Raw genomic sequence first — 15,011 nt, 5'->3', positions numbered from 1 at the left:
TTCAAAAATAAAGAATTTATGATTATACAAAGCTTTGGCAGACTTACCATCAACATTGTCAAAGCTTGACCGCTTTTTATCACTTTTTAAGTCGTCTACTGACACTGTTATATCAATCTGAACTTTGGTAGAGAAGCAGTTTACGTGATTTGAGTTTTCTGTGGATATATCAAATCCCCTATTTCCGTAAAGAAATGGCGATTACCGTTTCAGGTTTAAAGTCTGGGATGTTCAGTCAGATGAAATATGAGAAAATTGCTGAGAGATATGATCATGGATAAACTTTTAAAATTACAGATTCATCAATTGGTTCAGGATTTCCTACACAGAATTAATCAAAATGATCGTCAAGGTTTATTTGAATATAACCAAGTGACAGATGCCATGCTTGAAGAATTACATGAGGAACTCAACTCTTCATTTGAAAATAATTATCAACTCAGCATCATTCCATTTGAAGCACTTCCTAAAACCATGCCGAAAAACATGCCTTTATTTCATATCGAAGTTATGGATAAAAATTGTTTTCTTGTTGAATGTAATATTTATAATTTTGGAAAGATCACTGACCTTAAGCTACAAATAGACATTGACAAAGAAAGCTTTGAGTTGATATTAACTCGCCCATTATTCAGATCTTAGTCGTTTAATTATACTAATTTTTTTCCTCAAATCACGTAAACTATCACTGCTACGATGCTTTTTTAATCAAACTCATCTTTCTCAATAAAGTCACTTTTCATAATTTGGTGACTTTCTTCAATTTTTAAAAGTTCTTCTACATGCCAAAATGAAAAATTGAGAGTCTTTGTTCTTGCTTCACTTAAGGATAATTTCTGATTAACTTGAACAAAATAAATTAAACCTAGCAGCCCTACATTTTGTTTTTTTAATTTAAATACTTGATTACTTAATGCAACCTCATCTTCAGCTTTAAAAGCGTCTGCAAGTTTTTTGATCTCGACTAAATCCATGATCAATATTTTCCTAAAATGTTGGAAATAACGTACACTATACAAGCTCCACGCTATCTATTACGTGCGTTTAAAGCAATTATCTAATATCAATCAACTTGGTGAAATCCTATGAACAACTTGCAATGGCTCGATGAAGTAAAATTTAACGAACAAGGACTGATTCCTGCTATTGCACAGCATCATCAAACAGGACGCATTTTGATGGTGGCATGGATGAACCGCGAAGCACTCCAACTCACCGCAGAAAAAATGCGTGGCATTTACTTCTCTCGCTCACGCAATAAATTGTGGTTCAAAGGCGAAGAGTCAGGACATTTTCAAACCGTTTACGAAATCCGTTTAGACTGCGATGCAGATGTAATCGTGCTACAAATTGAACAAGAAGGCGGCATCGCTTGTCATACAGGTCGTGAGTCTTGTTTCTACCGCAAACTTACACCAAATGGTTGGGAAATTGTCGATGCACAGCTCAAAGATCCAAATGCGATTTATGGGGAAAAGTCATCTAACCCACATACCATTGCAATGAATGCATCTAATGCCCAATCAGAACAAGTTGAAGTTTTAGATTATCTTGGCAAAATGATGGCAGAGCGTAAAAAAGCCGATCCTGAGTCTTCATATGTCGCAAAACTTTATCATAAAGGTTTAAACAAAATCTTAGAGAAAATTGGTGAAGAAAGCTTTGAAACGGTGATTGCTGCTAAAGATTTTAAAGCGGAAGCCAATGAAGACAATAAAAATGATTTGATCTATGAAGTGGCTGATTTATGGTTCCATACCATTGTGATGTTGGGTTATTTTGACCTAGATGTACAATTGGTTTTAAATGAATTAGCGCGTCGTCAAGGACTGTCTGGCTTGGTTGAAAAAGCAAATCGCCAGCATTAAAATTTTCCAATAAAAATAAGCGCATAATGCGCTTATTTTTTTAATTCAATCTTTTACGGCTAAAGCTTAACGTCTTTGTTCAATCGCAGCACCTGCTCCACCACCGATTGCGCCACCAATTGCAGCGCCTGTATTACCACCAAAAACGCCTTTCCCAATTGCTGAACCAATCGCACCACCTACACCACTATAAGTTGCATTACGATTTGAACCATTGGATGTTTTACTTCCTACCGCAGCACCTGCTCCACCACCAAGCGCAGCACCTGTACCACCGCCTACATTATTTCCTACGCCCCCACCAATTGCACCACCTAAAGCTGCTGATGCAACACGTTTATCATTACTCGACATGTTTTCACAGCCTGTCAACATCAATGTTGAAAGTGATGCGATTGCAAATATACTCATTAATTTTTTCATGTCATTCTCCATGATCTGCTCTTTCATTTATCTTAATCGCATTTCATGAACTGAATCTTAGTACTCTGTTAAGAAACGCAACTTTTCACATATTTTCTGTAAACAATAAAAAGACGCCCTAAGGCGCCTCTTTATTTTAAAATCTAGATGATATTGTCAAATTAGAACATATCTTCATTTAAAGCTTGTGAGAATGCTTGGTCAACTTCAGAGAAGTCATTTACAAGCTCATGCTCAGCAGCTTCTGCTTCTTGACGACGACGTTCTAAATGGTAAGCCAAACCTGTACCCGCAGGGATCAAGCGACCTACAACAACGTTTTCTTTCAGACCACGTAAATCATCTTCTTTACCTGTTACAGCAGCTTCCGTTAACACACGTGTTGTTTCTTGGAACGATGCAGCAGAGATGAACGAGTCAGTAGAAAGCGATGCTTTGGTAATACCCATCAATTGACGTTCAAACTTCGCTGGGAACTTGTTCTGTGCAAGAACAGCTTGGTTCTCGCCCACAACACGGATGTAATCCACTTGTTCGCCTTTGATGAAGCTTGTATCACCGCCATCAGTGATATCAACTTTACGCAACATTTGACGTACGATAACTTCAATGTGCTTATCGTTGATTTTTACACCTTGTAGACGGTAAACGTCTTGTACTTCGTTTACGATGTAGTTGGTTAATGCAACTTCACCTTTGAGACGTAAGATGTCATGTGGATTTTGTGGACCATCAGAAATGGTTTCACCACGGTTCACATGCTCACCCTCAAACACGTTGATTTGACGCCATTTAGGAATCAACTCTTCGTAAACTTCTGCACCATCATCAGGTGTAATCACTAAACGGTTTTTACCTTTAGTTTCTTTACCAAAGCTCACAATACCTGAAACTTCTGCAAGAATTGCATGCTCTTTCGGTTTACGTGCTTCAAATAAATCCGCTACGCGTGGAAGACCACCGGTAATATCACGTGTACGTGAAGTTTCTTGTGGTACACGACCGATAACATCACCGACACCAATTGTTTCGCCATCACGAACAGTTACGATTGTATTTTGTGGTAAGAAGTAGAATTGTTCACCGCCATCTACTGTATCTAACACAATCGCAGGACGTAAATCTTTACCAGAAGCAGGACGAGCTGTTACAGGTAAAATTTCAGTCGTTGTCATACCAGTTGCATCATCAGTTTTTGATGTTGCAGTCACGCCATCAGCGATTTGGCTGAAACGTGCTTTACCAGCAACTTCCGTAACCAATGGATGTGTATGCGGATCCCAAGTTGCAACGATACCACCACCTTCAACAGCTTCACCATCTTTCAACAAGATGCTTGCACCGTAAGGAAGTTTATAACGCTCACGCTCACGACCGATATCATCTGCAATACCAATTTCACCTGAACGTGAAACAGATACCAAGTGACCTTTGGCATGTTGTACAGTTTTAACGTTATGGAAACGTACTGTACCTTTGTTACGTACTTGAACGCTGTTTGCAGCAGAAGTTCGGCTTGCAGCACCACCCACGTGGAATGTACGCATGGTTAACTGTGTACCAGGCTCACCAATTGATTGTGCAGCCATTACACCAACAGATTCACCTGGATTTACCAAGTGACCGCGAGCAAGGTCACGACCATAACATTTCGCACAAACACCGAATGTTGAAGCACAGTTTACAACTGAACGTACTTTAACTTCATCGACACCATTGTCTTCAAGATACGTTGCCAGTTTCTCGTCAATCAATGTGTTACGTGGAAGAAGTACATCTTCTGTACCTGGTTTCTTCACATCTTCAGCAAGTACACGACCTAATACTCGAGCACCTAAGTTCTCGATGACATCACCGCCTTGAATGAACGGAGTCATTACAAGACCGTCATAAGTACCACAATCTGGCTCAGTGATCACTAAGTCTTGTGCTACGTCAACCAAACGACGAGTTAAGTAACCAGAGTTCGCTGTTTTAAGTGCTGTATCGGCCAAACCTTTACGTGCACCGTGTGTTGAAATGAAGTACTGAAGTACTGTCAAACCTTCACGGAAGTTTGCTTTAATTGGCGTTTCAATGATCGAACCATCTGGTTTCGCCATCAAACCACGCATACCCGCAAGCTGACGAATCTGAGCTGCCGAACCACGGGCACCTGAGTCAGACATCATATAAATTGAGTTGAATGATTTTTGTTTCTCATCTTCACCCTGTTTGTTTTTAACAGTTGTGAATGACAAGTTGTCCATCATTGCTTTCGCTACTTGATCATTGGTACGTGCCCAAATATCGACAACTTTGTTATAACGCTCACCAGCAGTTACGAAACCTTGCTCAAACTGATGTTCAATTTCACGAACTTCAGTTTCTGCTTTGTCAATAATCGCTTGTTTTTGTGGTGGAATAACCATGTCTTCCATACCGACAGAAACACCAGAGCGAGTTGCTTGACGGAAGCCCAAGTACATCAATTGATCCGCAAAGATTACTGTATCTTTAAGACCTAATTTACGGTAACAAGAGTTGATCAATTTAGAGATGTTTTTCTTGGTCATCTCAAGATTGATTTGTTGGAAATCCATTCCTTCAGGAACAACTTCCCAAAGTAAACAACGACCAGGAGTTGTATCTACAACAATCGTTTGATGCTCACGATTACCATTTTCATCAATCACAGTTTGGTGTACACGTGCTTTTACGCGAGCGTGTAAATCAACTTGACCTGTTGCAAGTGCACGGTTTACTTCGTGAGTATCCGCAAACACCATGCCTTCACCTTTGGCATTGATCGCATCACGAGTGATGTAATACAAGCCTAAGACAACGTCCTGAGAAGGTACGATAATCGGCTCACCATTTGCAGGTGATAAGATGTTATTGGTTGACATCATTAACGCACGAGCTTCAAGTTGAGCCTCAAGTGTTAATGGAACGTGTACCGCCATTTGGTCACCATCGAAGTCGGCGTTAAACGCAGCACATACGAGTGGGTGAAGACGGATCGCTTTACCTTCAATTAAAGTCGGTTCAAATGCTTGAAGACCTAAACGGTGAAGTGTTGGCGCACGGTTCAACATAATTGGATGCTGACGAATGACAGATGCAAGTACGTCCCAAACTTCTGGTGTCTCACGCTCAACCATTTTCTTCGCAGCTTTAATGGTGGTTGCTTGACCAGATGCTTGTAGTTTCGCAAAGATAAATGGTTTGAATAATTCAAGTGCCATTTTCTTAGGAAGACCACATTGGTGCAAACGTAGTGATGGACCAACTGTAATTACCGAACGACCCGAATAGTCAACACGTTTACCAAGTAAGTTTTGACGGAAACGACCTTGCTTACCTTTGATCATATCTGCCAAAGATTTAAGAGGACGTTTGTTCGAACCTGTAATTGCACGACCACGACGACCGTTATCTAACAATGCATCCACAGACTCTTGTAACATACGTTTTTCGTTACGTACGATAATGTCTGGCGCTGCAAGGTCAAGAAGACGTTTTAAACGGTTGTTACGGTTGATCACACGACGATACAAATCGTTCAAGTCAGAAGTCGCAAAACGACCACCTTCAAGCGGTACAAGCGGACGAAGATCTGGTGGAAGTACTGGAAGTACAGTCAACACCATCCATTCAGGCTTGTTATTTGAATCGTTGAATGCTTCCATCAACTTCAAACGCTTAGATGCTTTTTTAAGCTTTGTTTCTGAAGTTGTGTTTGGAATTTCTTCACGTAAACGAGAAATTTCAGCTTCAAGATCAATGTCTTTTAACAAATCTTGAACAGCTTCCGCACCCATTTTCGCGCTGAATTCATCACCGTGTTCTTCTAACGCAGTGAAGTATTCTTCATCATTAAGAAGTTGATACTTCTCCATTGGCGTCATGCCAGGATCAGTTACAACATAAGATTCGAAATACAATACGCGTTCGATATCACGTAAAGTCATATCAAGAAGTAAACCGATACGGCTTGGTAATGATTTTAAGAACCAAATATGTGCAACTGGAGAAGCTAATTCGATGTGACCCATACGTTCACGACGAACTTTCGCAGTTGTTACTTCAACGCCACATTTTTCACAAATGACGCCTTTGTATTTCATACGCTTGTATTTACCACACAAGCATTCGTAATCTTTTACTGGACCAAAAATTTTGGCACAGAACAAACCATCACGTTCTGGTTTAAAAGTACGATAGTTAATTGTCTCAGGCTTTTTAACTTCACCGTGAGACCATGACTTAATCATTTCTGGTGACGCAAGACCAATACGGATGCGGTCAAACTCTACAGGAGCATGACCGTCTGAATCCGTCTTTTTGCGCATGATATCGAGCAAGTCTTTCAATTTTTTTCTCCGTGTGTTGTGGAGATTTTCACTCTACAACTGGGTCACAAATATTGTTTTTTCACTGAATTTTAATCCCCCTTGGTCCCCCTTTAAAAAAGGGGGAAAGTCCCTCTTTCATAAAGAGGGATTTAGGGAGATTTAATGGTGAAGTTTAATCACCATTTTTCAGTTCAATGTTGATACCTAAAGAACGGATCTCTTTGGTCAATACGTTGAACGATTCAGGCATACCAGGGTCCATATAATGGTTACCATCTACAATATTCTTATAGATACGAGTACGACCTTCAACGTCATCCGACTTCACAGTAAGCATTTCTTGAAGTGTATAAGCAGCACCATAAGCTTCAAGTGCCCAGACCTCCATCTCACCGAAACGCTGACCACCGAATTGTGCTTTACCACCAAGCGGCTGTTGAGTTACAAGCGAGTAAGAACCTGTAGAACGCGCATGCATTTTGTCATCAACCAAGTGGTTGAGTTTTAACATATACATATAACCAACGGTTACTGGACGGTCAAAACGCTCACCTGTACGTCCATCATACAATACTGTCTGACCTGTACGTGAGATACCACCAAGTTCAAGTAACTCTTTGATTTGTCCTTCTTCAGCACCATCAAATACAGGTGTTGCTAAAGGAACACCTTGACGAAGGTTACCAGACAATACCAAGATTTCATCATCAGTTAAGCTATCAAGATCTTCTTGCTCACCACCGACTTTGTTATAAATCTTGTCTAAGAATTCACGTAACTCAAGAATAGTACGTTGCTCTTTCAACATCTTGTCGATCTTATCGCCAAGACCTTTTGCTGCCATACCTAAGTGAGTTTCAAGAATCTGACCCACGTTCATACGTGATGGTACGCCGAGTGGGTTCAACACCACATCAACAGGAATACCATTTGCATCATGTGGCATGTCTTCTACAGGCAAGATGTTAGATACAACACCTTTGTTCCCGTGACGACCCGCCATCTTGTCACCTGGTTGGATACGACGCTTAACAGCCAAGTAAACTTTAACAACTTTCAATACGCCAGTGGTTAATTCATCACCTGTAGAAAGTTTGCGTTTTTTCTCAGCAAATTTCTCATCAATTTCAAGACTCTTCTCTTTCAAGAACACTTGAATTTGAGTTAAACGCTCAGCAACAGCTTCATCAACAGGTTGAATTTCAAGTAAATCAACAAGATCTAAAGTCGACAATAAATCTTCAGTGATTTTTTGACCACGTTTAGTTGAACCACCACCGTTAGATTCTTGACCATTCAACAAACGAACAATACGTTCACGTGCTGCTTCTTCGAAGATTTTGTACTCTTCTTTCAAGTCTTTACGGTAAGCATCAAGTTGTGATTTTTCAATCGCTTGAGCACGTTCGTCTTTCTCAATACCATCACGAGTGAAAACTTGTACATCAATAACTGTACCTTTCACACCAGAAGATACACGTAAAGAAGAATCTTTTACGTCAGCCGCTTTTTCACCGAAGATTGCACGAAGCAATTTCTCTTCGGGTGTTAATTGCGTTTCACCTTTAGGGGTTACTTTACCAACAAGAATATCACCTGCTGTTACTTCAGCACCGATATACACGATCCCAGATTCATCAAGTTTAGATAATGCCGCTTCACCGACGTTAGGAATATCGGCAGTAATTTCTTCTGCACCTAACTTAGTATCACGCGCAACACATGACAACTCTTGGATATGAATCGAAGTTAAACGATCTTCTTGAAGTACACGCTCAGATAATAAAATCGAGTCTTCGTAGTTGTAACCGTTCCAAGTCATAAATGCGACACGCATGTTTTGACCAAGTGCTAATTCACCACCATCAGTTGATGGACCATCAGCAAGAACGTCGCCACGACCCACTTTATCACCCAGGCTTACAAGCACTTTTTGGTTAATACAAGTGTTTTGGTTTGAACGTGTATATTTGATTAAGTTGTAGATATCTACACCTGCCTCACCCGCGATCATTTCGTCTTCATTGACACGAATAACCACACGAGAAGCATCAACAAACTCAATACGTCCACCACGTTTCGCAATCACGCACACACCAGAGTCATGTGCTACGTTTGCTTCCATACCCGTACCAACAAGTGGCTTGTCAGCAAGCAATGTCGGAACAGCCTGACGTTGCATGTTTGAACCCATCAATGCACGGTTGGCATCATCGTGTTCAAGGAATGGAATAAGTGATGCTGCAACAGATACAACCTGCTGTGCAGAAACATCCATATGCGTTACTTTTTCAGGTGGCATACGAACGAAGTCACCTTGATGACGTACAGAAACGAATTCTTCTGTTAAGTTACCATCTTTATCTACACCAGAATCGGCCTGTGCAATGACAGTACCTACTTCTTCAATTGCAGATAAATATTCAACTTCTTCAGTTACACGACCATCAACAACTTTACGATATGGTGTTTCTAAGAAACCAAAGCTATTTGCTTTTGCATATACAGAAAGTGAGTTGATCAAACCAATGTTTGGACCCTCTGGTGTCTCAATTGGACAAACACGACCATAGTGAGTTTGATGTACGTCACGTACCTCAAAGCCTGCACGTTCACGTGTTAAACCACCAGGACCAAGTGCTGATACACGACGTTTGTGTGTAATTTCAGACAATGGATTATTTTGATCCATGAACTGAGACAATTGGCTTGAACCAAAGAATTCTTTGATTGCAGCAGCAACTGGTTTAGCATTGATCAAATCTTGTGGAGATAAGTTATCTGTTTCAGCTTGGTTTAAACGTTCTTTAACAGCACGCTCAACACGAACTAGACCTACACGGAATTGGTTTTCTGTCATTTCACCAACAGAACGAACACGACGGTTACCTAAATGGTCAATATCGTCGACTTCACCTTTACCATTACGAATCTCAACCAATGTTCTTAAAACATCAGTAATATCTTCGTTTGAAAGAATACCTTCAACTTCACGTGATTTTTGGTCAGTACCCACTTCGTAAGGACGACCTAAACGACGATTAAACTTCATACGACCCACTGGCGATAAATCATAACGCTCAGTTGAGAAGAATAAGTTATTAAATAAGTTTTCTGCCGCTTCTTTTGTTGGTGGCTCGCCTGGACGCATTACTTTATAAATTTCAACTAATGCTTCTTCACGACCTGAAGTGGTATCTGCGCGCAAAGTATCCGCAACGAATGGACCACGATCGATGTCATTGGTATAAAGCACGTTAAATTGTTTAACACCGCCTTCTGCCAATTTCACCATTACTTCATGGCTCAATACTGTATTTGCAGCAATCACATCACCATTATGTAAAGTGATATCTTGTGCAACAATACGCTCATATAAGTATTCATCAGGAACTGGGAGTTTTGTTAAGCCCGCAGCTTCCATTTGACGTACATGACGCGCATTAATACGTTTACCTTGCTCAACAATAGTTTTACCATCATTGTCAGCAATATCAAACTGCGCCATTTCACCACGAAGGCGTTCAGGCACTAAGTCAATTTGATAACTACCCATATCAAGATATACAGGAACTTTTTCATAGAACATGTCTAGAATTTGTTCATTTGTATAATTTAATGCACGTAGTACAACGGTAGCTAATAATTTACGACGACGGTCAATACGTACATAAACTAAATCTTTTGCATCAAACTCAAAGTCTAACCATGAACCACGGTAAGGAATAATACGTGCTGAATAAAGCACTTTACCACTTGAGTGTGTTTTACCTTTATCATGATCAAAGAATACACCTGGTGAACGATGTAATTGCGATACAATTACACGCTCAGTACCATTGATAACAAAGGTACCATTCTCTGTCATGAGTGGCATTTCACCCATGTAAACTTCTTGCTCACGAACGTCTTTGATTGATTTCGTTTCACGATCTTTAATGATCAAACGAATTTTCACACGCATTGGTGCCGCATAAGTTGAGCCGCGAAGAATACATTCACGTACATCAAACTCTGGCTTACCAAGGCTATACTCAACGAATTCTAAAGCAGCATTGCCAGAATAGCTTTCAATTGGAAACACTGAACGAAATGCGGCTTGGAGACCAATATCTTCGCGATTTTTTGGAGATTTGCCATCTTGTAAGAATGTTCTGTACGAGTCGACTTGAATCGAGAGCAGGTACGGAGCATGCATGACTTGGGGCAATTTACCAAAATTCTTACGGATCCGTTTCTTTTCGGTATATGAGTATGCCATCTGGAGTCCTCGGAAAGTAAACTAAATCCGCCTGCAGAACAGATTTAGAAGGAATTACGCAGGTCGATATGACCACCACCTTTATACAAATGCTGCAATTTTCAGTGGTATAAAACGCTTAACAATATTTTCAAAATCGAAAAACATTGTTAAGCGTTTGATTTTCTTTGTTTATTTTTAAAATTGACGATTTTCCCATCATTCAATTTAAAATCGAGCCGATTATTGTAACGCAAAAAGGCTGATAGCCCAAGAGCTATCAGCCAATTTGTGGAGTCGATTTTTAAATAATCGACTCCGCTTAAGATTACTTAAGTTTAACTTCAGCACCAGCAGCTTCAAGTTTAGTTTTAAGTTCTTCAGCTTCTTCTTTAGAAACGCCTTCTTTGATTGCAGAAGGAGCGCCTTCAACAAGATCTTTAGCTTCTTTAAGACCAAGACCAGTTGCTTCACGAACTGCTTTAATTACAGCAACTTTGTTAGCACCGAAGCTAGCAAGTTCAACTGTGAATTCAGATTGTTCTTCAGCAGCAGCAACAGCTGGACCTGCAGCAGCAACAGCTACAGCAGCAGCAGATACATTGAATTTTTCTTCAAAAGCAGAAATAAGTTCAACAAGTTCAAGAACTGTTTTTTCAGCAACTGCGTCTAAGATTTCTTGGTTAGTTAAAGCCATGAGAGTAACTCCAAATGGATATTGAATGGTGTGTAAAAATGTTTAAGCTTAAGCAGCTTCTGACTCGTTTTTCTCTTTGAGTGCTGTAATAAGGCGACCCAATTTCGAAATAGGAGCTTGAAGAACGTTTGCAAGCATAGTAAGCGCTTTCTCTTGGTTTGGAAGGTTCGCGATAACGCTAACTTCAGCACCTTGATAAACTTTACCGTCGAATGCAGCAGCTTTAAGTTCAAATGCTTTATTAGTTTTAGCAAAATCTTCAAACAAACGAGCAGCTGCGCCCATGTCGTCTTCAGAAGTTGAGAAAGCTAAGATTGTTGGGCCAACAAGGTTGTCACTCAAAATATTGAATTGAGTGTCTTGAAGCGCACGTTTAGCTAAAGTGTTACGCACTACACGAGTAGCAACACCAAGTTTACGAGCTTCAACACGTAGAGCAGTTAATTGCTCAACAGTTAAACCTTGATAGTCAGCAACAACAGCAGCATACGCAGTAGAAGCAACTTCAGTTACTTCAGCTACGATCTGTTTTTTGTCTTCGATAAGAAGAGCCATTGTAAAACCTCCTAACGGTGATTTATGCACTCAAAAAAGTGCACTCCCAATTCGTAAGATCATTGCTGAACTTACACGCGGAGGAGGAACAAATCACACCACCGCGTCTACTCAGACTGGGTTTTTAAGAAGTGGCTTCGAAAAACCACCTCGCCTGAGGTCTTTGACGCTGATAAATATTCACTTATCAATTCAAAGTTTGCCTAAAAACGCCTTCTCCCTATGGGAGAAGGTTGGGATGAGGGCTTAAACCTCTCCCCCAACCCTCTCCTGAAAGGAGAGGTAGTATTTTCAGGGCTTTAAAATTCTTTATTTAAATAAGTTAAAACTTATTTAGAAACGTTTTGTACATCAACAGTAAGACCAGGACCCATAGTTGAGCTCAAAGTGATCTTTTGAATGTAAATACCTTTAGAAGTTGCAGGTTTTGCTTTCTTAAGGTCAGCAACAAGTGCTTCAACGTTTGAACGAACAGCTTCAGCAGTAAAACCTACTTGACCGATCGCAGCGTGGATGATACCCGCTTTGTCTACACGGTAACGTGCTTGACCTGCTTTTGCATTTTTAACTGCAGTTGCAACGTCAGGAGTTACAGTACCCACTTTAGGGTTTGGCATTAAGCCACGTGGACCAAGGATTGTACCTAACTTACCTACAACGCGCATTGCATCTGGAGCAGCAATTACTACGTCAAAGTCTAAGTTACCCGCTTGAATGCTTTCAGCAAGATCATCAAAACCAACGATGTCCGCGCCTTCAGCTTTAGCAGCTTCAGCAGCAGCGCCTTGAGCAAACACAGCAACACGTACAGTTTTACCAGTACCTGCAGGAAGTGTAGTCGCGCCACGAACAACTTGGTCAGATTTACGAGGATCAACACCTAGATTTACCGCAACATCCAAAGATTCTTTGAATTTTGCAGCAGGTAGGCTGCTAAGAACTTGTACTGCTTCTTCCAAAGTGTAAACTTTGTTAGCTTCAATTGCAGCAGCAATGGCTTTTTGACGTTTAGTTAACTTTGCCATGTCTTATAGCTCCACATCCAAGCCCATAGAACGTGCAGAACCAGCGATGGTACGTACACGAGCGTCTAAATCAGCACCAGTTAAATCTGGTTCTTTAGTAGTCGCAATCTCTTCTAACTGAGCACGAGTCAACTTACCAACTTTAGTTTTGTTAGGTACAGCTGAACCCTTTTGAATACCAGCAGCTTTCTTAAGAAGAATCGCAGCAGGTGGAGTTTTCATGATGAATGTGAACGACTTATCGTTGTACACAGTAATCACTACAGGAATTGGAAGACCAGCTTCAACTTTTTGTGTAGCAGCATTGAATTCTTTACAGAATGCCATGATGTTAACACCACGTTGACCTAGTGCAGGACCAATCGGTGGAGATGGATTCGCTTTACCAGCTGGAACTTGCAGCTTGATATAGCCGTCAATCTTCTTAGCCATTTCAAATTACCTCTGGGTACAAACGCCTTTTAGAGCTCCCCATATTTTTAATGTAACGTAAAATCAGTATGATACCGTTACAACAACAATGCCCGACTTTCAAAAAATCGGGCGTTCCTGAACAACACAAATTAGATTGTTTTTTCGACTTGGCGAAATTCCAATTCAACTTGAGTTGGTCGATTGAATACATTAATTGTCAACGTTAAACGAGACTTTTCGTATTGAACTTCTTCCACCACACCTTTAAAGTCTGTGAATGGACCGTCAATAACCAATAATTCTTCACCAGGCTCAAACATCGTCTTAGGACGTGGTGCTTCACCTTTATTGTGTACACGTGCAAGAATCGCATCAGCTTCTTTTTGCGTAATTGGTGCAGGTTTTTCTGCTGTACCACCAATGAAACCCAATACTTTTGGACATTCTTTTACAATGTGCCAAGTTTCATCATTCATTTCCATTTCAACTAACACATAGCCTGGAAAGAATTTACGCTCTGATTTACGTTTCTTACCATCCTTCATTTCTACCACTTCTTCGGTAGGAACAAGGACTTCACCAAAACTATCAGCAACAGCGCTACGCTGGATTCGATCATTAAGTGAACGCATCACTTGTTTTTCATAACCTGAATAGGCATGAATAATGTACCAACGTTTCATAGCTCTCTTACCCGATAATAAACTTCATAAACCAACCGATCATGTAGTCAAAACACCACAATACAATAGCGGCAACGACCACAACCAGTAAAACTTGCCATGAAGTTGTGACTGTTTCATGTTTTGTAGGCCAAGTCACTCGACGCAATTCAAGTCGAGCATCTTTTAGCAAACGAACAAAACCTTTGCCTTGATGGGTGGCGTATAATAAACCTAAAGCCACTACGATACAAGCTATAATTACCCCAATGCGCACCCAAATACTATTTGCTGGTGCCCAATATGCTGGTAGAAACTGATTCACCATCATTGCACCAACCAATAAGATTAAGGCAACGACCCAAAACACCACATCTAGTGGAGAACCAGAACTTACTACTTCAGCAGGATTATTTCTTTGAGGAATTGGCGCGCCGCCCATTGCGTCACGCGATTTATCATTCGACATTCTTTTACTCGTCGTAGGATTCGCGACTTATTATATGACCAGTTCAGTCGGCATCAAGCTTTTTATTAAAAATATGGCAGGTCAGGAGGGACTCGAACCCCCAACATTCGGTTTTGGAGACCGACGCTCTACCAATTGAACTACTGACCTATAACACAAACCGAGAATCGAAACCCTCGGCTTGAGACAATACTATTATGCAGTTACTTTAGCAACTACACCAGCACCAACTGTACGACCACCCTCACGGATCGCAAAACGTAGACCTGGGTCCATTGCGATTGGGTGGATTAATTCTACTGACATTTCAACGTTGTCACC

At 40.6% G+C, this 15,011-nt stretch carries 13 protein-coding genes, 1 tRNA gene and 1 pseudogene; 3 read left to right on the top strand and 12 right to left on the bottom strand.

The genetic code is table 11. The features are described 5' to 3' along the window. Nucleotides 1-20: 20 nt before the first annotated feature. Nucleotides 21-281: pseudogene (locus HX005_RS11600) on the top strand (oxidoreductase); the annotation flags it as partial. Further along, complete coding sequence (locus HX005_RS11595) at nucleotides 274-642, top strand: hypothetical protein (RefSeq protein WP_286377487.1); 369 nt, start codon at nucleotides 274-276, stop codon at nucleotides 640-642. The pseudogene HX005_RS11600 and the gene HX005_RS11595, both read left to right, overlap by 8 nt. Nucleotides 643-704: 62 nt before the next feature. Here HX005_RS11595 and HX005_RS11590 read toward each other — a convergent pair whose 3' ends face one another. After that, complete coding sequence (locus tag HX005_RS11590; protein ID WP_213069646.1) at nucleotides 705-974, bottom strand: hypothetical protein; 270 nt, start codon at nucleotides 972-974, stop codon at nucleotides 705-707. Between the two features lie 111 nt (nucleotides 975-1,085). Here HX005_RS11590 and hisIE point away from each other — a divergent pair, with 111 nt between their 5' ends. Continuing rightward, on the top strand, nucleotides 1,086-1,868 hold the full coding sequence (gene hisIE, locus HX005_RS11585; protein WP_286377486.1) for a bifunctional phosphoribosyl-AMP cyclohydrolase/phosphoribosyl-ATP diphosphatase HisIE: 783 nt from the start codon (nucleotides 1,086-1,088) through the stop codon (nucleotides 1,866-1,868). Between the two features lie 66 nt (nucleotides 1,869-1,934). On the opposite strand, the gene HX005_RS11580 is transcribed toward hisIE, so the two are convergent. The 11 genes from HX005_RS11580 to HX005_RS11530 form a co-directional block, all read right to left on the bottom strand. Continuing rightward, the gene (locus tag HX005_RS11580) at nucleotides 1,935-2,291 is read right to left on the bottom strand and encodes a YMGG-like glycine zipper-containing protein (RefSeq protein WP_107009205.1); all 357 of its coding nucleotides are present in this window, start codon (nucleotides 2,289-2,291) and stop codon (nucleotides 1,935-1,937) included. Nucleotides 2,292-2,452: 161 nt separating this feature from the next. After that, entirely contained in the window at nucleotides 2,453-6,646 is a 4,194-nt protein-coding gene (rpoC, locus tag HX005_RS11575; RefSeq protein WP_107009204.1) for a DNA-directed RNA polymerase subunit beta', read from the bottom strand. Between the two features lie 154 nt (nucleotides 6,647-6,800). Next, nucleotides 6,801-10,889, bottom strand: coding sequence for a DNA-directed RNA polymerase subunit beta (gene rpoB, locus HX005_RS11570; RefSeq protein WP_107009203.1), 4,089 nt, complete (start codon nucleotides 10,887-10,889; stop codon nucleotides 6,801-6,803). 307 nt (nucleotides 10,890-11,196) lie between these two features. Then, on the bottom strand, nucleotides 11,197-11,565 hold the full coding sequence (gene rplL, locus HX005_RS11565) for a 50S ribosomal protein L7/L12 (RefSeq protein WP_286377485.1): 369 nt from the start codon (nucleotides 11,563-11,565) through the stop codon (nucleotides 11,197-11,199). Nucleotides 11,566-11,613: 48 nt separating this feature from the next. After that, nucleotides 11,614-12,120 carry a 50S ribosomal protein L10 gene (rplJ, locus tag HX005_RS11560; RefSeq protein ID WP_107009201.1) on the bottom strand — a complete coding sequence of 169 codons (507 nt, stop codon included), beginning with the start codon at nucleotides 12,118-12,120 and terminating at the stop codon, nucleotides 11,614-11,616. Between the two features lie 329 nt (nucleotides 12,121-12,449). Then, nucleotides 12,450-13,145, bottom strand: coding sequence for a 50S ribosomal protein L1 (rplA, locus tag HX005_RS11555; protein WP_107009200.1), 696 nt, complete (start codon nucleotides 13,143-13,145; stop codon nucleotides 12,450-12,452). 3 nt (nucleotides 13,146-13,148) lie between these two features. Next, on the bottom strand, nucleotides 13,149-13,577 hold the full coding sequence (gene rplK / locus HX005_RS11550) for a 50S ribosomal protein L11 (RefSeq protein WP_107009199.1): 429 nt from the start codon (nucleotides 13,575-13,577) through the stop codon (nucleotides 13,149-13,151). Nucleotides 13,578-13,708: 131 nt separating this feature from the next. Then, a complete protein-coding gene (nusG, locus tag HX005_RS11545; protein WP_004920613.1) occupies nucleotides 13,709-14,242 on the bottom strand; it encodes a transcription termination/antitermination protein NusG in 534 nt (177 codons plus the stop codon). 7 nt (nucleotides 14,243-14,249) lie between these two features. Then, nucleotides 14,250-14,690, bottom strand: coding sequence for a preprotein translocase subunit SecE (secE, locus tag HX005_RS11540; RefSeq protein ID WP_286377484.1), 441 nt, complete (start codon nucleotides 14,688-14,690; stop codon nucleotides 14,250-14,252). Between the two features lie 74 nt (nucleotides 14,691-14,764). Then, a tRNA-Trp gene (locus tag HX005_RS11535) sits at nucleotides 14,765-14,840 on the bottom strand. Between the two features lie 45 nt (nucleotides 14,841-14,885). Continuing rightward, a partial coding sequence (locus tag HX005_RS11530; RefSeq protein WP_075192013.1) for an EF-Tu C-terminal domain-related protein occupies nucleotides 14,886-15,011 on the bottom strand: 126 nt, incomplete at its 5' end.

The organism is Acinetobacter sp. R933-2, assembly GCF_030325485.1.
GTDB lineage: Bacteria > Pseudomonadota > Gammaproteobacteria > Pseudomonadales > Moraxellaceae > Acinetobacter > Acinetobacter sichuanensis.
This window is presented reverse-complemented; position numbering and strand designations above follow the sequence as displayed.

Excerpts from the sequence above, each read along its gene's own strand:
- HX005_RS11595 (WP_286377487.1), top strand. The coding sequence starts at position 274 with ATGGATAAACTTTTAAAATTACAGATTCATCAATTGGTTCAGGATTTC.
- HX005_RS11590 (WP_213069646.1), bottom strand. The coding sequence starts at position 974 with ATGGATTTAGTCGAGATCAAAAAACTTGCAGACGCTTTTAAAGCTGAA.
- hisIE (WP_286377486.1), top strand. The coding sequence starts at position 1,086 with ATGAACAACTTGCAATGGCTCGATGAAGTAAAATTTAACGAACAAGGA.
- HX005_RS11580 (WP_107009205.1), bottom strand. The coding sequence starts at position 2,291 with ATGAAAAAATTAATGAGTATATTTGCAATCGCATCACTTTCAACATTG.
- rpoB (WP_107009203.1), bottom strand. The coding sequence starts at position 10,889 with ATGGCATACTCATATACCGAAAAGAAACGGATCCGTAAGAATTTTGGT.
- rplL (WP_286377485.1), bottom strand. The coding sequence starts at position 11,565 with ATGGCTTTAACTAACCAAGAAATCTTAGACGCAGTTGCTGAAAAAACA.
- rplJ (WP_107009201.1), bottom strand. The coding sequence starts at position 12,120 with ATGGCTCTTCTTATCGAAGACAAAAAACAGATCGTAGCTGAAGTAACT.
- rplA (WP_107009200.1), bottom strand. The coding sequence starts at position 13,145 with ATGGCAAAGTTAACTAAACGTCAAAAAGCCATTGCTGCTGCAATTGAA.
- rplK (WP_107009199.1), bottom strand. The coding sequence starts at position 13,577 with ATGGCTAAGAAGATTGACGGCTATATCAAGCTGCAAGTTCCAGCTGGT.
- nusG (WP_004920613.1), bottom strand. The coding sequence starts at position 14,242 with ATGAAACGTTGGTACATTATTCATGCCTATTCAGGTTATGAAAAACAA.
- secE (WP_286377484.1), bottom strand. The coding sequence starts at position 14,690 with ATGTCGAATGATAAATCGCGTGACGCAATGGGCGGCGCGCCAATTCCT.